This window comes from Stenotrophomonas sp. SAM-B (assembly GCF_013387485.1).
GTDB lineage: Bacteria > Pseudomonadota > Gammaproteobacteria > Xanthomonadales > Xanthomonadaceae > Stenotrophomonas > Stenotrophomonas maltophilia_AA.
The window spans coordinates 449,223-466,836 of sequence record NZ_JABBXB010000001.1 but is presented as its reverse complement, the minus strand read 5'-3'; the positions used below and the strand labels follow the sequence as shown (position 1 = coordinate 466,836).

Below are 17,614 nucleotides of genomic sequence, written 5' to 3'. Positions count from 1 at the left end.
CACCGGGGCGGATCATCCCGCCCCTCGAGCCAGCGCCAGTGACTCCCTCGCCTCCTTTGCCGCCGTCATCGCAGTCGCCTGACCGTGCGCTGGATGGGGTGAACTTCTTCCTGGCCGATGTCCGGGATGGACTGGGGCCTTACCTGGCGATCTACCTGCTGGCCGTGCATCACTGGGAGCCGGCCAGCATCGGACTGGTCATGACCGTTGCAGGCCTCGCCGCCCTGCTCGCCCAGACCCCGGCCGGGGCGTTGATGGACAGGATCACGGCCAAGCGGGCAGTGGTCGTCGCGGCCGCGGTCCTGGTCACGGCCAGCTGCCTGGCGCTGCCCTGGATCACCTTCTTCACCGTCGTTGCGGTGACCCAGGCGATCGGCGCGGTGGCAGGGACCGTTTTCGCGCCCGCCATCGCTGCGATATCGCTGGGGATCTGTGGCCCACGGGCGTTCGCACGGCGCATGGGCCGCAATGAAACGTTCAATCACGCAGGCAACGCCGTGGCGGCGTTGCTGGCGGGCGGGTTGGCCTATCTGGGCGGGCCGGTGGTGGTGTTCTACCTGATGGCGGCGATGACCTTGGCCAGCATCGGGGCGGTCCTGATGATTCCTTCCGGTGCCATCGACCACGCGCGGGCGCGCGGATTGCGCTCCGCCGACCAGGAGGCCCACGCCCCGGCCTCGGCACGCCTGCTGCTGCACAACCGGACGCTGATGATGCTGGCGGCGTGCTGTGCGCTCTTCCACCTGGCCAATGCGGCGATGCTTCCGCTGGTCGGGCAGAAGCTCTCCCAGACCAGTCCTGCACTGGCGACGACCCTGACTGCGGCCTGCATTGTCGCGGCCCAGCTGATCATGGTGCCGGCCGCCATGCTGGTCGGTGCCCGCGCCGACGCCTGGGGGCGAAAGCCACTGCTGCTGGCAGCCTTCCTCATCCTGCCGATCCGGGGCGTGCTCTACCCGCTGTCCGATGCGCCCGCGTGGCTGCTCGGCGTGCAGCTGCTGGATGGCGTCGGCGCGGGAATCTTCGGTGCACTGCTTCCCGTCATCATCAGCGACCTGACCCAGGGAACCGGCCGCTTCAATGTGACGCTGGGTGCGGTGTCCGCGGTGTTCGGGCTGGGCGCTGCGTTCAGCCCGGGACTGGCCGGGGTGATCGTCCAGTTCGCTGGTTATGATGCGGCGTTCCTGACCCTGGCAGGCATAGCAGCCATCGCCTTCCTGGTGGTGATGGCCGTGCCGGAGACCCACCATCCCCATCCGCCTCGCGCCGTGGCCACTCGTTCAACGACAATGCCCTCCGACGCCGGCCCTTGAGCACCCGCTGAGCAATCGATGCAGATTTCCACCACGTCCATGATCATCTGGATGGCAACCGCCGTTGCCACCTGCGGCATCCTGTTTCGTCCCTGGCGGGTGCCGGAGTATGCGTGGGCACTGGGCACGGCCGCGCTGCTGACGGTCGCCGGCCTGTTGCCGTTCGGCACCGCCACCGCCGCGGTGGCGGAGGGAACCGATGTCTACCTGTTCCTGATCGGCATGATGGTCCTGGCCGAACTGGCGCGGCAGGAAGGACTGTTCGACTGGCTGGCCGCGTATGCGGTCGGTCACGCCAAGGGCTCGGGGCGCCGCCTGTTCGACCTGGTGTTCCTGGTCGGCACGGTGGTGACGATCTTCCTCTCCAATGACGCCACGGCGGTCGTGCTGACGCCGGCGGTGTATGCCGCCTGCAAGGCAGCCCGCGCCGATCCGCTGCCGTACCTGTTCGTCTGCGCGTTCGTCGCCAATGCAGCCAGCTTCGTGCTGCCCATTTCCAATCCGGCCAACCTGGTCGTCTTCGGCAGCCACATGCCCTCCCTGCCGGAATGGCTGCGGCAGTTCACGCTGCCCTCGCTGGCCGCGATCGGCACGACGTACCTGGTGCTGCGCCTGGCCCATCGGCGCCAGATCGCCCGACCGCTGGCCGCACTGGCGCAGCAGCCGGCCTTGTCCGAGGGGGGACGCCTATGCGCGATCGGGGTCGGCGTTACCGGCAGCGTCCTGCTGGTCACCTCGGCCATGAAGGGACCGCTTGGGCTCACCACGTTATGCGCCGGCGCGGCCACGCTGGCCCTCATCTGCCTGCGTCAGCGCCGCAGCCCGCTGCCGATGCTGCGGCATGTGTCCTGGGGTGTGCTGCCGCTGGTCGCCGGGTTGTTCGTCCTGGTGGAAGCCGTGGCACAGACGGGCGTGATCCAGATGGCGGCCCAGGCACTCGAGGATCTGGCGCGGCGATCGCCCACCGAGGCGGGCTGGGCGGCGGGCGTTGCGGCGGCGGTGCTGAGCAACCTGGCCAACAACCTGCCGATCGGCCTGGTGGCCGGCTCGGTGGGCCAGATGGCGGACGTGCCGGCCCAGGTCAGAGCCGCGCTGTTGATTGGTGTCGACCTGGGTCCGAACCTGTCGGTGACCGGTTCGCTCGCGACCATGCTCTGGCTTGTCGCCCTTCGGCGCGAAGGCGAGCACGTCAGCCCGCTGAGCTTCCTGCGCCTCGGCATCCTGGTGATGCCGCCCGCCCTGATCGCCGCGCTGCTGTTGCTGTAAGCGGGCGCCGCGCCTGCAGGGGAGAAGCGTTAGAACGTTTTACAGGGCCTTGGACAAGGTCAGGAGGTCGGCGGCAAACGTTGCGTAGTCGTCCACGGCGAAATCGTGGCCCTCCTTGCGCGCGATCTGGCGGACGCCGACCAGGGAGGTCTCTGGCACCACGACCAGGTACTGGCCCATGTAACCCATCGCAGCGTAAGCGGCGACCGGGCCGCGCACCTGATCGAACAGGTCCGTGAGCTTGATGCCCCGGCTGGTGATCTCCCGGCCGTACATGTCAGCCCACGCAGGCCCGAGGCTTTCCCCGAAGAACGCGAACAGCTCGCCCTTGCCGGCAAATCCGCGACTGCCCGCCTTCAACAGCCCGGCTGCCACGCCCGTATCGACGCCGTTGCGCGATAGAACCGACGCCGCGTCCGGCTTCAGCGTAAACCGCTCCCAGGCAGGAATTCTCCACCACAGCAGCCCCACCTCCTTCGAGCGGGCGCTTTCGGCGACGAGTTCAGCGACGAACGCTTCTCCCAGCAGCCGACGCCCATCCGGCGCGACACCCTTGTCCAGGATCAACCGGCCCAGTTTGGCCAGGTCGGCAGCGGACAATGCCAGGCCGGCCATGCCGATCGGCGTGCCTGCATCATCCCTGCGCCACGTGTAGTCCGTGATGCCCAGTGGCTGGAACAGGCCACTCTCGACGACGCGATCCATCGTCTTCCCCGAGACGCGCTCGACGATTCCGGCGAGGAGGTTGGTCGCCTTGTTGTTGTAGGAGAACGTCGACCCGGGATCCGTTGAGAGTTCAGCCGCCAATGCCAGCTTGACCAGATCCGGTGCACCTTCCAGCTCGATGCCTGCGTTGGGAACATTCTGCAGGCCGGAGGTGTGATTGAGCAGCATCCGCACCGTGATGTCCCGCTTGCGCCCCTGTGCCCACTCTGGATAGATCGCGCTCACTGGTTGATCCAGCGATTCCAGCGCGCCACTGTGCAGCAACAGCCCGATGGACAGTGCCACCACGGACTTGGTCGCCGACATCAGTTCGATCGGCTGCGCTGCAGCGGTGCTGCGGGTCTCGAGCAGCGTCTTTCCATCGCGCTGTATCAGCATCGCATCGGAGCGCGACATCTCCGCCTTGACCTTCAGATTGGCCAGGGCATCCTCCATCCCACCGCTGGCAGCAAACGCGTTGCAGCACACCAGGCAGCTCAGTGCCATCCACCACGATTTCAAGCGCATGCGCATTCCTCCGGAGACGGAGACAGCTTAACTACAGCTGTAGTCAGGGTGGAGTGGCAGAAGTCATGGGATGGGAGGTACCTGCACATGCCGGTAAACGCCGAGCTACTCGCGGGAGTTGTGCAGCCGGTGGCGCCGTGCTTCGCAACGTTGAGCCAGCTCGCGTCCGCCATCACTATTTGCAGTGATGAAACCATCGCGCAACAGAGGATAAACCTCGCGCCTTACGTCATAGGCCGCTGCCGAAGAAACCTTGGTGGGGGTGTTCACCCCATCCGTCAGTGGTGAACCCGGTAAGGCAGATTCAGGAATTGAACCGAGAACCTTCAGCTGCGCGCATAGCCCGGCATAGTAGGCGATGTGTTCATCCTGGCCTCGCCGATCATTCTGAAGCCAACCCAATGCATGAAATGACCCATGGGCGACCAACCTCAGCACCCACCACCCTGTACCCAGCACGTGGGCCGAATTGCAGTCATGAAATGGGGAATAGCTGCATGGCGGAAGACTCGCAGCAGAATTCGTGTTGGGCTCTCAAATTCCGCAACGCCACGTGCAGTCGCCGGCTAGGTAGCAAATTGTGCAGATGTCGCTGAGCGCTTAGAACTAGTTCTTATTTTTCGAAATGACTGCATTGATGGCACCAACGCACACTTTGACACTCAGCAAGATTCATGGAAGATTCATGGTCCGCCAAGCTTCAAAGCTGTTATGGAAGGCGGGAATCAACTAAGGAGGCTAGTGAATGAAAGCTGCAACAATGTTGGTGGTCTTGGGCATGGCTGGCGCTAGCCTGGCATCGGTAGACGCAAAAGCCACTACGATCAGATGCGACGGCTGCTCGTCAGCCGAAATGCAGGAATGGGCGATCATGGAGGCAGCCCAGAAGGGTTACACCTATGACGAAGTTTTCGTCATCAACCAGACCGATAACTTCATGAAAAAGTTCATCGTGACGGTAGCCGCCGGGGGCGGCGATATCCCGGACCAAATTCCTGACGGGAGCACAGGCTACGGGACCGCGACTGAGGTGCCTGTTCCCGCCCCCGAACTACAGTATTTTTCCGTAGCAATCATGGTGAACGGCCAAATCGTCGCACTCGCGCAAGGCCTTCCCGGCTCGATGTACGACGTGGTAAACAACCCGTCTGCTGATCATGCACTCGCCGAGTACGCGAGGAACACCCCTGAGGCGCAGACAAATACTCTGCTCAATTTTCTTTCAGCCCTCAGAGTCAGCCCCTTCGACTTCGGGAAAGTAACAATCACTATCAAGTTGGTTGCCAGTGACAATTCAAATGCCATCCTGGTGTTTGATCCAAACACCAAGACTTGGCGCCGACAGGCGGATGAAACACGCGACTCAAGCGGAAATATCATCCCGTCGAATAAAGTTGAAATTACGGGTGGAGTTGGAAGCTATAGGCAGTACAACTTCGGCAACGACAACGACTTCAGGCGCTTCGTTCAGCACGTAGGCAACCTCGGCGCGGTGTTCGTTGGCCCGATTGGCTCGCCGGGCGGCGGAGGCGGCGTCGTGTGCACTTCGATCATCAAGTCGACCGAAGGTCAGGAATCACGGGACGAGACTCAGTGCTCCAGCTCAAACTGATTGGTTGATCAAAGTGAGTTGGAAAAGTCCCTGACTCAGGAAGTGGTCCCCGTTAGCTGATGCTAGCGGGGGCCCTCATGGCGACGCTAATAGCCCCCATGAGCGCCGCAGACAAGACGGCGCCACGGCCACGCCTTGCCCGTCGTGAAACGTCGGCGACGCCGCTAGTCACTCCGGCCATTGTTCCGCAAGCTCTTACGAGACGCTTCGGGGACACCCCAAGCACCTGACTTCTTTGGTGGGCCCACCAGGATTCGAACCTGGAACCAAAGGATTATGAGTCCTCTGCTCTAACCGTTGAGCTATAGGCCCTCGCGGTCGCACAGTGTAGTGGAGGCCCGTGCGCGCTTTCCACTGCAACCCTCACATCAGCCGAAACGCTGCCCCATCGCCTGCACCCGACGCGCATTCTCTGCAGCCAGCTCACGCAGCACGCCCGAGCGCAGCAGCGCCGAACCCGCCACACGCTGCCAGTAGTCCACCGCCAGCGGCGCTGCCCAGTGCAGATGCGCGAGCTGGCCGCTGCGCTCCGGCGCGATGGGAGCAAGCGGCGTAGCTGCACGCAGCACCCCTGTGCGCGAGGGTGCCAGTGACATCGGCAACATGTCATACGCGGGCGCCAACGGCAGCGGGCCTCGATCGACCAGGTGGAAACCCAGATTGCCCTGATGCATGTCGCTGTTGCCGATCAGCCGGCCGAACGCGTGCAGCCTGCCCATGGCGGCCTGCGCGTCGCGATCGACCCAGCCCTGCGTCAGCAGCGCGTCGGCCGCGGTCCCCCAGTCCACGGTCACGTCACCAGCGAAGGCCGAGGACAGCGCCAGCAGCGAGACGAAGCCACGCCGACCGAGCACGTCGACGGTGCGATCGAAGCGCTGCACCTCCAGGAACGTATGCGTGTCGGTCTGGAGGATCTCGGACGCCGCTGCGGGCACGCCCGCGTCGCGCAGACACTGCAGGGCGAGGTGCTCGCAGACCAGCAGGTCCGCCCAGCGTTCGGCGGCCTCGCCTGCGGTGGGCTGCGCGAACTTCACCAGCGCCGCATAGCGCCCTCCCTCATGCTCCACCGTGGCAGTGAACTTCGGTTGCTCGCCACCGGGCGACGATCCGACGTCTTCGCCTTCCAGTGCCGCTGCGGCGCGCCCGCCGGCAGGCTGTCGAACAGCGTCTGGAGCTGGACGGTGCGGGGACGGCCCATGCTCTGGATGTCGAGACGAATTATGTTACGAATCCATACGCCAGTTTTCGGCGATCCGAAACCTCATTTCCCTTCTAAGTCACTGATTAATGGCCACATGATCCCGGCCATCAACACAAACACAGCAGCAATTAAGTTACGAAACAAGCAACGAAATCACCCAATTAGCCTAGCGGTCCCCCAACCCCTCGAACATCCGCTGCATCCGCTGCGCCGCCGCCCGGCTCGAGTACACACCCCCCGGGCTGGCGCCGCCGATCGCGCACTCCCCGTTGTCGGTGAGCACCAGCTTCGTCCCCTGCAGCGAGGCCCGCACTGAGCACGGCTCCTCGCCCAGGAACAGCTCATCGCCCACCGGCTCGGCGCTGCCGATCAGCGTGCCCTCGCCTTTCCCACCCGATGGCAGCATGCGCAGATGCAGCGTGTCGCCCTCGGCCTGGATTTCCAGCACGCGCCCGGCACTGCCGTCCCACTGCCCCAGCCAGCTGCTGAAGTCGGTGTCGGCCATGTGACCGGTCTTCATGACGCGCTGTTCCGGCGCCCAGCCCACCACCTCTTTGCCGGGTGGCAGGACCTGCACGCAGTAGTAGTCGTTCCAGCGGCTGCCGATCACCAGGCTGCTGCCCGGTTCGACCTCATCGCCGCTGTGGCAGCTGTCCTGCGGATTGTCCAGGCAGCCGGGCCGCTCACCCACCAGCGCCACATTGCCGGCATCCACGACCCGGCCGATTGCGAGGTCGGGCTGGGTCTGGAAGAAATCCGCTGCGTTGCAGGCAGGCTGCTGAGGCTCGGCAGCCAGCGCGGCGAAGGGGCACAGGGCAAGGACAAGCAAGCCTTTTTTCATCGTCATTCCATCGATCCACAGGTATAAAGCGACGCGCATCCTACCGCATCCGCATTGCTGCCCGCTGCACACGCGGCGGGCACCTGCCGCCCCAAAAAACAAACCCCGCTTGCGCGGGGTCTGTCGGGTTTCAACGCGATGCGCCGGTATCGATCAATCGATATCCAGGAAGCTGCGCAGCTGCTCGGACCGGCTCGGGTGACGCAGCTTGCGCAGCGCCTTCGCTTCGATCTGGCGGATGCGCTCGCGGGTGACATCGAACTGCTTGCCGACTTCCTCGAGGGTGTGGTCGGTGTTCATGTCGATGCCGAAGCGCATGCGCAGCACCTTTGCTTCCCTCGGGGTGAGGCCGGCCAGCACGTCACGCACGGTTTCAGACAAGTTGATGTTGGTGGTGTTCTCGATCGGGGACTCCACGTTGGTGTCCTCGATGAAGTCGCCCAGATGGGAATCCTCGTCGTCGCCGATCGGGGTTTCCATCGAGATCGGCTCCTTGGCGATCTTCATCACCTTGCGGATCTTGTCTTCCGGCATGTCCATTTCCTTGGCCAGCTCCTCCGGCGTAGCCTCGCGGCCGTACTGCTGGAGCATCTGGCGGGAAATGCGGTTCAACTTGTTGATCGTTTCGATCATGTGCACCGGGATACGGATGGTGCGCGCCTGATCGGCGATCGAACGGGTGATGGCCTGGCGGATCCACCAGGTCGCATACGTGGAGAACTTGTAACCACGGCGGTATTCGAACTTGTCCACGGCCTTCATCAGGCCGATGTTGCCTTCCTGGATCAGATCGAGGAACTGCAGGCCGCGGTTGGTGTACTTCTTGGCGATCGAGATGACCAGGCGCAGGTTGGCTTCGACCATTTCCTTCTTGGCCTTGCGCGCGCGCGCTTCACCGTAGGCCATGGCACGGCTGATTTCCTTCAGCTCGTCCAGTTCCAGCCAGGTGGTCTTCTCGATGTCGATCGTCGCCTGCTGTTCGGAGATGATCTGGTCCTTCACGTCACGCAGGGCCGAGGACCACTTCTGCTTGCGCTTCAGTGCGTCTTCCACCCACTCCAGGTTGGTCTGGTTGCCTTCCCACGAGCGGATGAAGTCCTTGCGCGGCATGCGCGCGGTCACGGTCGCCAGGTTCAGCACGCGGCGTTCGTGGGACTTGATCGAGGCCATGACGTCGCGCAGCTGCTTGACGAGCACATCGGTCAGCGGCAACGGCAGCTTCAGGGTCACGAACACGGCGGCCATGTCGTCGCGCAGCTTGGCCAGCGGCTTGCGGTCGCCCTTGGCAGCGGCCTTCTTGAACGCGGTATACGCGTCGCTCAGGGCCTGCATGCGGCGTGCGACTTCTTCCGGATCCGGACCGGTCGGGCCGGCTTCTTCCTCGACGTCGTCGCCGTCTTCTTCCTCGTCGGCGTCGTCCTCGGCATCGTCGCTGGTGTCTTCAGCGACGACCGGGGCCGGCACTTCTTCGACCAGGTCGTTGAAGCCGACGATCACTTCGGCCAGGCGCTTCTTGCCTTCCTTGTGCGCGTCGTAGTCGGCCAGCAGCGATTCCACCGATACCGGGAAGGTACCGAGTGCGGCCTGGACCTGGCCCAGACCTTCTTCGATGCGCTTGGCGATGGCGATTTCGCCTTCGCGGGTCAGCAGCTCGACCGTACCCATTTCGCGCATGTACATGCGCACCGGGTCGGTGGTGCGGCCACCTTCGGTGTCGAGCGCGCTCAGCGCGGCGGCGGCTTCTTCGGCCGCGGTGTCATCGACTTCGCGGTTGCCGGTGTTGCCATCGTTGAGCAACAGGGTTTCTGCATCGGGCGCAACTTCATGGACATCAATGCCCATGCCGTTGATCATGCCGATGATATCTTCGATCTGCTCCGGGTCGACGATGTCGTCGGGCAGATGGTCATTGACTTCGGCGTAGGTCAGGTAGCCCTGTTCCAGGCCCTTGCTGATCAGAAGCTTGATGTCGTTTTGCTGGGCAGGACGTTCGTTGGCCATGTAGTGCTCGCGCCACCGGCTGGGAGAGGGAATAGAACCTAGCATTATACCAGCCCGGCGCCCCGCGTTCCCGGGCGGTGGTCCCGGGGGCTAGGGTCTGAGCAGGAAGGTCACGGGACCATCGTTGACCAGGCTGACAACCATATGGGCACCAAACTGGCCGGTTTCCACCCCCGGAGCATGTTTTTGTCTGCAGATGTCGACCAGCCGGTTGAATCCGCGTTCAGCCTCCGCCGGCGGTGCGGCGGTACTGAAGCCCGGCCGCATCCCGCTGGATGTATCGGCCGCCAGGGTGAATTGGCTGACCAGCAGCAATCCGCCGCCGGTATCGCGCAGGGACCGGTTCATTTTCCCGGTCTCATCGCCAAAGACACGATAACCAAGCAGCCGATCGGCCATCCGGGCGATCTGGGCCTCGGTATCGCCCGGCTCCATGCCGGCCAGGGCCAGCAGGCCGGGCCCGATCTGGCCGATGACGGCCCCCTCGACACGGACGCTGGCTTCGCTGACGCGCTGGATCAGGACAAGCATGGACGGGGCTCCGCAACTGAAGGCGGACTACCTTAACGCCCCTTCGCGCCGACAGGCTGGCCGCCAGCGGCTAGACTTTGCGGTGATGAAACCGCACACCACTGCCCGCCTGGCCTACCGCGCCGCTGCCCTGTTCACCCGCCTGCCCTGGTCCTGGCTGCGTGCCTTCGCCTCCCTGCTGGCCTGGCTGTGGATCCGTCTCAATGCCCGTGAGAGCCGCGTCACCCGCCGCAACCTGGAGCTGGCCTACCCCGGGATGGGCGAGGCCGAGCGCGCCGTCCTGCACCGCAACGTGCTGCGCTCGACCGCGCTGCAGGCGATCGAGACCCTGCGCCTGTGGACCCAGCCCCGCGACCGCAACCTCGCCCGGCTGACCGAGCGCCACGGCGAGGCGCTGTACGACGCGGCCCTGGCTGCCGGCAAGGGCGTGATCGTGGCCGCCCCGCATTACGGCAACTGGGAGCTGCTCAACCAGTGGCTGGCCTCGCGCGGGCCGATCGCGATCGTCTACAAGGCCCCGGATGAGGCCGTGGGCGATGCCTTCCTGCAGCTGGTCCGCGGGGGCGACAACGTGCAGCAGGTGCGCGCCGAGGGCCCCGCCGTGCGCCAGTTGTTCAAGGTGCTCAAGGACGGCGGCGCCACCGGCATCCTCCCCGACCAGCAGCCCAAGGCCGGCGACGGGGTGTTCGCGCCGTTCTTCGGCGTGGAGGCGCTGACGATGACCCTGGTCAACCGGCTGGCCGAGCGCACCGGCGCGACCGTGCTGTACGGCTGGTGCGAGCGGGTCGGGCCGGACATGGAGTTCGCCCTGCACATCGAACCCACCCTGCCCGCCGTGGCCGATCCGGACCCGCGCACCGCCGCCAGCGCCCTCAATGCCGGGATCGAGCGCATCGCCCGGCGCGATCCGGCGCAGTATCAGTGGACCTACAAGCGCTATACGCTGCGCCCACCGGAGAGCGGCGAGGACGATCCCTATGCCACCGAGGACCATCCGCACTGACTGCGACGCAGCGTCGCGCCCCTGGCGCGATTGAATCGGCGCGATCCGTCCCCACTGTGGAAACCACGATGTCCCCCACGGCCCCTGCCATGTCCTCTGCTGTTTCTTCCCCGTTCGGCGATCCGGCCGCGATCCGCTGCGAGCGCGCGGTGGCCGAGCTGCGTGCCGGTCGCCCGGTGGTGATCGACGATGGCCATGGCCAGCGCCTGGCCTTCATCGCGCTGGACAGCAGCACCCGCACCAGCTTCACCGCCTTCGCCACCGCCGCGGAAGACCGCCACTACCTGTTCCTCACCGCGACCCGTGCCCGCGTGCTCGGGGTCAGCGCCGAACGTGGCGCCCGCGTGCCGCTGGCCGGGATCGACTTCGATGCCCTGCCCTCGCTCAGCTACCTGCGCGATCCCGGTGCGATGCCGCCGGGCTGGACCGGCGGTGACGCGCTGGACGATGGCGCGGTGGAGATCGCCCGCCTCGGCCTGCTGCTGCCGGCGATGGTCGGCGTGCTGTTGAACCCCGATGACCGCCGCTTCGACGCCTGTGCGCAGGTCTCCCTGTGCGACCTGAGCCAGGGTGCCGAACAGGCCGCGCACGCCTATGAGCTGGTGGCCCGCTCGCCGGTGCCGCTGCGCGAGGTCGGCATGACCGAATTCGCGGTGTTCCGCGGCGGCGTGGCCCAGCGCGACCAGGTCGCGATCATTGTCGGCAACCCGGACCTGTCCGCGGTGGTGCCGGTACGCGTGCATTCCTCCTGCCTCACCGGCGACCTGTTCGGTTCGCTCAAGTGCGACTGCGGCGACCAGCTGCGGCGTGGCCTGCGCAAGCTCAAGGAACTCGGTGGCGGCGTGCTGCTGTATCTGGACCAGGAAGGCCGCGGCACCGGCATCGCCGCGAAGATGCGCGCCTACGGGTATCAGCACGATGGCCTGGACACGATCGATGCCGATGCCCAGCTCGGCTTCGGCGCGGATGAGCGCCGCTACGGCAGCGCCGTGGCGATGCTGCAGGGCCTGGGCGTGACGCGCGTGCAGCTGCTCAGCAACAATCCGACCAAGGCCCAGCGCCTGCGCAATGCCGGCATCGACGTGGTGGACTGCGTGCCGGTCACCGGCGACATCACCGCCGAGAACGAGCAGTACCTGCGCACCAAGGCCGAACGCGCCGGCCATCTGCTCGATGTCGACGCGCTGATCCAGGCCGCGCAATAGCCCGCGGCAACTGCTACCGTCTGCGCCACGGGCGGTTGCACCTGCACGCATGCGCCCGGCCTGTTTCCCTGCCGAGCGCCTGCCTTGTCCGATTTCCTCGACACGCCCCTGCCACCACCCCTGCCCGCTGCTCCCGCGGCGCCGGACTGGCAGCCGTTGCCACTGCGCTCGGCCTGGCTGGCTGCGGTCAGCGGGGCGATCAGCGGTGCGCTGCTGTTCGGCATCGTGCCTGGCGCGCTGTGGGTGCTGTTCGAGCTGCCGGCGCGCTGGTGGAGCGTGGCTGCGCTGGTGGTGGTGGGCACGCTGGCCGGCGGGATGATCGGCTTCCGCCGCCAGCGCCGCACCCGCTGGCGGCTGGACGCTCACGGCCTGGGCCTGCGCCGTGACCTGCTGTGGCAGCAGGAAACGCGCGTGCCGCTCTCGCGCGTGCAGCACCTGGACCTGCGTCGCGGCCCGATCGAGCGCAACGCGCGGCTCAGCACGCTGGTGGTGCATACCGCCGGCAGCCGCTTCAGTGCGGTGACCATCGGCGGCCTGGACAGCGACGACGCCGAGCGCCTGCGCGACACCCTGGCCTACCAGCTGGACCAGGACGACGACGCGCTGTGAGTACCGTGGCGCCGGCCGACGACGCCCCGCAACAGCGGCTGCATGCCTGGTCATGGCTGTTCGTGCTGCTGATGCAGCTGCGCCAGTTCCTGGTGCCGCTGATCGCGCTGGTGGTGTTCGGACAGCGCGGTGACCGCGATGAGATGTGGTCCTACGTCGGCGCGGTGATCGTGATCGCGGTGCTGGTGGCGGTGTCGATCCTGCAGTACCTCACCTACCACTACCAGATCGGCACGGCTGCGATCACCGTGCGCAGTGGCGTGCTCTCGCGCAACCGGCGCGAGATTCCGTTCGCGCGCATCCACAACGTGGTGGTCCACCAGAACCCGCTGCACCGTTTGTTCGGCGTGGCCGAGCTCAAGCTCGAATCGGCCGGCGGCCACCGCCCCGAGGCCGAAATGCGCGTGCTCAAGCTGGAGCAGGCCCTGGCACTGGAACAGCTGGTGCGCCAGCGCGGCACCGTGCAGGCCGCCGACACCGCTGGCAGCGCGGAAACCGCCGCCCCGGCCGAACCGGCCGCGGACGTGCTGCTGGCGCTGGGTACCGGCGACGTGGTGCGCATCGGCCTGCTCTCCAACCGCGGCTGGGTGGTAGTGCTGGCCGCGCTAGGCGCGGTGCTGCAGATCTTTCCGCGCGCACGCATGTCCGACGCGATCGAAGCCGGTGGCCGCCAGCTGTTCGGCTACGCCAGCGACCTGCATGTGAGCACGCTGGGCTGGGCGCTGGCCGCGCTGCTGATGGTGGTGGTGTTCTGGCTGCTGCTGCGGGTGTTGTCGGTGGTGCTGGCCCTGCTGCGCTACCACGGCTTCACCCTGAGCGAGCGCGAGCGCCGGCTGACCGTGGCCACCGGCCTGCTCACGCGCATGCGTACCAGCGTGGCACGGCGTCGCATCCAGGCCTGGACCCTGCGCGAAAGCACATTGCAGCGCTGGGTTGGCCGCCGCCAGCTGCGCATCGACATCGCCGCCGGCAACCCCGGCGAGAACGAACGCCGCGACCTGCGCGAACTGGCGCCGCTGGCCACCGTGCCCGCCTGCGACGCGCTGATCCAGCATCTGCTGCCCGCCCTGGCCTGGCCGCCCACACAGTGGCAGCCGGTGCAGCAGCGCCAGTGGTGGCGGCTGTGCCTGCCGGCGCTGCTGATCGTGCCGCTGCTGGCCGCCGCTGCGGTATGGGAACTCGGCCCGTGGGGCGCTGCAGTGCTCGCGTGGCTGCCGTGGTCGGCGTTCCGCGCGCACCGGCAGATGGCGCGTATCGGCTATTACCTGGATGAGCGCTACGTGGCCATCCGTGGCGGCTGGTGGCAGCGCTGGTGGCGTTTTGCCGAGCTGGACAAGCTGCAGGCGCTGCGATTGACCCGATCGCCACTGGACCGCCGGCTGGGCACCGCCAGCGTGTGGCTGGATACCGCCGGCGCGGGGCTGGGCACGCCGCTGGTGCTGCAGTATCTGCCGGAAGCGGAGGCGCGTGCGGTGTATGAGCAGTTGGGCCGCGCGTTGGCGAAGCGCCGCCTGCGCTGGTAGGAGAGCATCCACGCATGGCGTGGATCTACCGGGTGACGTGCATCCACGTCGATCTGCCCGGTAGTGCCGGCCGCTGCCCGGCTCCTCGCCATCCCGGCAGGCATCGCAACCGCTGCCTTACCGCCTTGCCGGTCCCCAATAGCCGAGATCCCTGCGGATCTGCAGGCCGCGCGTCCACGCGCCGAAGGGCTTGCGCTTGAGCGTGCCGAGTTCGCCGGACAGGAAATCCTCGGTCGCCGCGATCACCCGCTCGGAGGAATACCCATCGCGGAATGGATGGATGGTGTCGGCATAGCGCCGGATCTCGGCCATCAACGCCGGGGCGGGATTCAGCGCCTGGGCCAGCATCACCGGCAGCTGCGTGGCATCGTCGAAATCGAGCATGTGCGGCTGCGGAACCCGGTTGCGGAAGGTCACCACCGGTTTGTGCTGCACGATGAACTCGGACACGATCGAGGAGGTGTCCGAGACCAGCACATCGGCCGCACGCTGCGCGGCCATCACCTGCTCCGGCTCGATGAAGCGCGCATGCGCGCCGGCCAGCGCGCGGTAGCGCTCGAACAGCTCGGGGGCGCACTTGGGGTGCAGGGTCAGCAGCCAGTAGTGGTCGCCGCGGGCGATGTCGGCGGCGATCGCGTCATACAGATGCGGCGCCGCGCTCAGCCGCTCGGTGAAGGTCGAGCCGAACAGGATCACCGGGCGGCCCTGTGCAGGCACGCGCATTCCTGCGCTCAGGCCGCCGTCGTCGCGGAACAGCGGATCCAGCTTGGGCCAGCCGGTTTCGGCCACGGCGAAGTGACCCTCGCGCGCGGCCAGCTCGCGGAACGGGGTGGTCGTGGCCGGGCCCTGGGTGCAGTACAGATCGAACAGGCCGCGCACCCGGAAGTGGCCACGGGCGCTGTCGCGCTTCTGCACGTTGAAGCCATGGAACACCTGCACCTTGGCCCCGGCAATGAACGGCGGCACCCAGTTGGCCGCGCTGAACACCGCGCGCGGGCGCAGGGCCAGGGCCTCTTTCAGCCCGACATTGGGCACGCCGGGCAGCGACGCGCCAGCGGCGCCATCGGCGAACCAGGCCGACACCGATTGACCGGATGCGTGCAACGCCTGCGCCAGAGGGGCGAGAATGGGCAGCGCATAACGCTCCGTCGCAAACAGCAGGTACTCGGCCATCATGTCCTCCTCGACCGCTCCCACTGAACGGCCTCGCATTTCGGCCTGCATTATCGCGTTCAATGAAGCCGACCGCATCGGCGACTGCCTGGCCTCGCTGGCCTTCTGCGACGAGATCGTCGTCGTGGACTCGCAGTCCACCGATGCCACGGTGGCGATCGCGACGGCCGCCGGGGCGCGGGTGCTGCAGCGGCCGTTCGATGGCTTCCGCAGCCAGAAGGCGTTCTGCGTCGAGCAGGCCTCGCATGACTGGGTGCTGTGCCTGGACGCCGACGAGCGCATCAGCGACGCCCTGCGCGAGGCGATCCTGGCCGCCCAGGCAAGCGGGTTCGCCGGCCACCACGGCTACCGGTTCGCACGGCTCTCCGAGTACTTCGGTAAATTCCTGAAGCACGGCAATGCCTACCCGGACCGGGTCCTGCGCCTGTTCGACCGCCGCCACGGCGGCTGGCGTGGCAAGCGTGAGATCCATGAGGCGGCCAGTGTCGATGGCGCGGTGGGCACTCTGCGCGGCGACCTGATCCACTACCCCTACCGCTCGCTGGAGCAGCAGCTGCTCAAAACCCAGCGCTATGCGCGGATGATGGCCGAGCACGAGTTCGCGCGCGGCAAGCGCGCCACCCTACCCAAGCTGATCCTGGCCCCGGCGTGGCGGTTCTGGCGCGGGCTGCTGCTGCGTGGCGGCTTCCGCGATGGCTGGCACGGGCTGGTCTACGCCTACGTGCGCGCCAACTACGTGCGCCAGAAGACCATCATGCTGTGGATGCTGCAGAACGGGCAGCCGGTCACCGACCCGCCGCGGGATCAGCCCGGGGCCTGAGCCCGGGCCAGCGCCAGGCGGCGCGTGTGGCCCTGGACGATCGACAGGCCGGCCAGCAGGCCGACGATGGTGACGTAGAAGCTGGCCGTGATCTGGTGCGCGAACATCGACTGGGTGATCCCGCACAACACGTAGGTCACCACCACCATGATCCCCGCCGCGGCCGGGCCACGGAAGGTCTGCTCGCCGCTGCGCCGGTGCAGGCCGGTGAACACCCACAGCGGCACGCCATAGATGGCCAGCAGCAACAGCAGGCCGGGGGCGCCCTGGGTCGCGGCCCACTCGGCCAGATCGTTGTGCGCGTGGCCCAGGTGGCAGCGCTGCTCGCCCGGATCGTCCCGGCACACCGGCAGGCGCTGCATGGCACTGTCGAAATGGCCGATGCCCACCCCGGTCAGCGGATGGTCGAGGAAGGTCTCATAGGCCACCTGCAGGCGCTCCACGCGCGCGCCGGCGGAGGAATCGCTGTCACCGCGCTCCATCCGCACCACGTCGTGCTTGAGCTCGGTCAGCCGGACCTGTTCACGCAGGCTCGGAATGGTCAGGGTCAGGGTGCCGGCGATCGCCACCAGTGCCAGCAGCACGCCCAGGCGCGCGCGGCCGGTGCGCCAGCGCAGGCTCATCGCCATCACCACGAGCAGCGCCAGCAGGGCCAGCCAGACCCCGCGGCTGCCGCTCAGCACGATCGTCACGCAGCCGGCGACCATGCCGACGATCACCCAGGTCCAGCGCTGGTGCGGCCGGCAGAACACCAGCAGCACCATCAGCACCAGCACGATGTCGGCCAGCACGATGGCATTGGTGCTCAGGTCGGCACGCGGGGCGCCGCCGGCCACCTGCAGGATCGACAGCACCATCGTGCCAAGCAGGCCGGCCAGGGCGCCCGCCCACAACCAGCGGATGTCCGGTCGCAGGGCGCAGACCCACAGCGCGATCCACGGAATCACCACGAACCGCGAGCGGTTGTCGATATCGCGCAGTCCCTGCTCGAACAGATAGATCGAGAGCAGCGCGAAGGCGATCGCGGCCACCACCAGCCAGGCCAGCACCTTCACCGGCCGCCCCGCCAGGCCACGCGCGCGCCACAGGTAGTCCGGCGCCAGCAGCGTACTCAGCAGCAACAGGATGCCGTACGGCAGCAGGTTCTGCGGCAGGGTCAGCACCAGGGCGGGCATGCAGAACAGGCCCACGGTAGCGATCCAATGGGCCACGCCGGCACGCCCCTGCAGTGGCGGCAGGGAGGCAGGCAGGGCCGGCTCGGATGCAGGGGAGAACGTCATTGC

15 protein-coding genes, 1 tRNA gene and 1 pseudogene are annotated in these 17,614 nt (G+C 66.8%); 9 read left to right on the top strand and 8 right to left on the bottom strand.

The features are described 5' to 3' along the window. The first annotated feature begins 98 nt into the window (after window positions 1-98). Together HH110_RS01980 and HH110_RS01975 are read left to right on the top strand one after the other, a co-directional pair. Window positions 99-1,313, top strand: a complete 1,215-nt coding sequence (locus HH110_RS01980; RefSeq protein WP_206677527.1) for an MFS transporter — start codon at window positions 99-101, stop codon at window positions 1,311-1,313. An 18-nt stretch (window positions 1,314-1,331) separates the two neighbouring features. Further along, complete coding sequence (locus HH110_RS01975; protein ID WP_176988083.1) at window positions 1,332-2,579, top strand: arsenic transporter; 1,248 nt, start codon at window positions 1,332-1,334, stop codon at window positions 2,577-2,579. Between the two features lie 39 nt (window positions 2,580-2,618). Here the strand turns inward: HH110_RS01975 and HH110_RS01970 are convergent, their stop codons facing one another. Further along, window positions 2,619-3,812, bottom strand: a complete 1,194-nt coding sequence (locus tag HH110_RS01970) for a serine hydrolase (protein ID WP_241696365.1) — start codon at window positions 3,810-3,812, stop codon at window positions 2,619-2,621. A 745-nt stretch (window positions 3,813-4,557) separates the two neighbouring features. On the opposite strand from HH110_RS01970, the gene HH110_RS01965 reads away from it, so the two are divergent. Then, a complete protein-coding gene (locus HH110_RS01965; RefSeq protein ID WP_176988082.1) occupies window positions 4,558-5,424 on the top strand; it encodes a hypothetical protein in 867 nt (288 codons plus the stop codon). A gap of 236 nt (window positions 5,425-5,660) precedes the next feature. Here the strand turns inward: HH110_RS01965 and HH110_RS01960 are convergent. The 5 genes from HH110_RS01960 to dtd all read right to left on the bottom strand — a co-directional run bounded on the left by HH110_RS01960 (window position 5,661) and on the right by dtd (window position 9,998). Beyond that, window positions 5,661-5,736: transfer RNA gene (locus HH110_RS01960), tRNA-Ile, on the bottom strand. 56 nt (window positions 5,737-5,792) lie between these two features. After that, on the bottom strand, window positions 5,793-6,551 hold the full coding sequence (locus tag HH110_RS01955) for a HipA domain-containing protein (RefSeq protein WP_241696397.1): 759 nt from the start codon (window positions 6,549-6,551) through the stop codon (window positions 5,793-5,795). Window positions 6,552-6,791: 240 nt separating this feature from the next. Further along, the gene (locus HH110_RS01950) at window positions 6,792-7,466 is read right to left on the bottom strand and encodes a hypothetical protein (protein ID WP_176988081.1); all 675 of its coding nucleotides are present in this window, start codon (window positions 7,464-7,466) and stop codon (window positions 6,792-6,794) included. A 153-nt stretch (window positions 7,467-7,619) separates the two neighbouring features. Next, entirely contained in the window at window positions 7,620-9,467 is a 1,848-nt protein-coding gene (rpoD, locus tag HH110_RS01945) for an RNA polymerase sigma factor RpoD (RefSeq protein ID WP_176988080.1), read from the bottom strand. A gap of 90 nt (window positions 9,468-9,557) precedes the next feature. Beyond that, window positions 9,558-9,998 carry a D-aminoacyl-tRNA deacylase gene (gene dtd, locus HH110_RS01940; protein WP_176988079.1) on the bottom strand — a complete coding sequence of 147 codons (441 nt, stop codon included), beginning with the start codon at window positions 9,996-9,998 and terminating at the stop codon, window positions 9,558-9,560. Between the two features lie 85 nt (window positions 9,999-10,083). Here dtd and HH110_RS01935 point away from each other — a divergent pair, with 85 nt between their 5' ends. The 5 genes and pseudogenes from HH110_RS01935 to HH110_RS01920 all read left to right on the top strand — a co-directional run bounded on the left by HH110_RS01935 (window position 10,084) and on the right by HH110_RS01920 (window position 14,338). Beyond that, window positions 10,084-11,001, top strand: coding sequence for a lauroyl acyltransferase (locus tag HH110_RS01935; RefSeq protein ID WP_176988078.1), 918 nt, complete (start codon window positions 10,084-10,086; stop codon window positions 10,999-11,001). A gap of 89 nt (window positions 11,002-11,090) precedes the next feature. Beyond that, window positions 11,091-12,206, top strand: coding sequence for a GTP cyclohydrolase II RibA (gene ribA / locus HH110_RS01930; RefSeq protein WP_176988077.1), 1,116 nt, complete (start codon window positions 11,091-11,093; stop codon window positions 12,204-12,206). 35 nt (window positions 12,207-12,241) lie between these two features. Then, window positions 12,242-12,382, top strand: a pseudogene (locus HH110_RS19580) (hypothetical protein); the annotation flags it as partial. After that, window positions 12,315-12,815, top strand: coding sequence for a PH domain-containing protein (locus HH110_RS01925; protein ID WP_241696396.1), 501 nt, complete (start codon window positions 12,315-12,317; stop codon window positions 12,813-12,815). The pseudogene HH110_RS19580 and the gene HH110_RS01925, both read left to right, overlap by 68 nt. After that, window positions 12,812-14,338: a PH domain-containing protein gene (locus tag HH110_RS01920; RefSeq protein WP_342589205.1), complete on the top strand. Its 1,527-nt coding sequence runs from the start codon at window positions 12,812-12,814 to the stop codon at window positions 14,336-14,338. The genes HH110_RS01925 and HH110_RS01920 overlap by 4 nt, the downstream gene beginning before the upstream one ends. Before the next feature lie 117 nt (window positions 14,339-14,455). Here the strand turns inward: HH110_RS01920 and HH110_RS01915 are convergent, their stop codons facing one another. Further along, a complete protein-coding gene (locus HH110_RS01915; RefSeq protein ID WP_176988472.1) occupies window positions 14,456-15,514 on the bottom strand; it encodes a CDP-glycerol glycerophosphotransferase family protein in 1,059 nt (352 codons plus the stop codon). Here HH110_RS01915 and HH110_RS01910 point away from each other — a divergent pair. Beyond that, on the top strand, window positions 15,513-16,331 hold the full coding sequence (locus HH110_RS01910; RefSeq protein ID WP_176988075.1) for a glycosyltransferase family 2 protein: 819 nt from the start codon (window positions 15,513-15,515) through the stop codon (window positions 16,329-16,331). The genes HH110_RS01915 and HH110_RS01910 overlap by 2 nt on opposite strands. On the opposite strand, the gene HH110_RS01905 is transcribed toward HH110_RS01910, so the two are convergent. Further along, on the bottom strand, window positions 16,316-17,611 hold the full coding sequence (locus HH110_RS01905; protein ID WP_176988074.1) for an O-antigen ligase: 1,296 nt from the start codon (window positions 17,609-17,611) through the stop codon (window positions 16,316-16,318). The two genes, HH110_RS01910 and HH110_RS01905, sit on opposite strands and share 16 nt — an antisense overlap. Window positions 17,612-17,614 lie beyond the last annotated feature (3 nt).

Excerpts from the sequence above, each read along its gene's own strand:
- rpoD (WP_176988080.1), bottom strand. The coding sequence starts at position 9,467 with ATGGCCAACGAACGTCCTGCCCAGCAAAACGACATCAAGCTTCTGATC.
- HH110_RS01935 (WP_176988078.1), top strand. The coding sequence starts at position 10,084 with ATGAAACCGCACACCACTGCCCGCCTGGCCTACCGCGCCGCTGCCCTG.
- HH110_RS01910 (WP_176988075.1), top strand. The coding sequence starts at position 15,513 with ATGTCCTCCTCGACCGCTCCCACTGAACGGCCTCGCATTTCGGCCTGC.
- HH110_RS01915 (WP_176988472.1), bottom strand. The coding sequence starts at position 15,514 with ATGATGGCCGAGTACCTGCTGTTTGCGACGGAGCGTTATGCGCTGCCC.
- HH110_RS01905 (WP_176988074.1), bottom strand. The coding sequence starts at position 17,611 with ATGACGTTCTCCCCTGCATCCGAGCCGGCCCTGCCTGCCTCCCTGCCG.
- ribA (WP_176988077.1), top strand. The coding sequence starts at position 11,091 with ATGTCCTCTGCTGTTTCTTCCCCGTTCGGCGATCCGGCCGCGATCCGC.
- HH110_RS01950 (WP_176988081.1), bottom strand. The coding sequence starts at position 7,466 with ATGAAAAAAGGCTTGCTTGTCCTTGCCCTGTGCCCCTTCGCCGCGCTG.
- HH110_RS01965 (WP_176988082.1), top strand. The coding sequence starts at position 4,558 with ATGAAAGCTGCAACAATGTTGGTGGTCTTGGGCATGGCTGGCGCTAGC.
- HH110_RS01975 (WP_176988083.1), top strand. The coding sequence starts at position 1,332 with ATGCAGATTTCCACCACGTCCATGATCATCTGGATGGCAACCGCCGTT.
- HH110_RS01970 (WP_241696365.1), bottom strand. The coding sequence starts at position 3,812 with ATGCGCTTGAAATCGTGGTGGATGGCACTGAGCTGCCTGGTGTGCTGC.
- dtd (WP_176988079.1), bottom strand. The coding sequence starts at position 9,998 with ATGCTTGTCCTGATCCAGCGCGTCAGCGAAGCCAGCGTCCGTGTCGAG.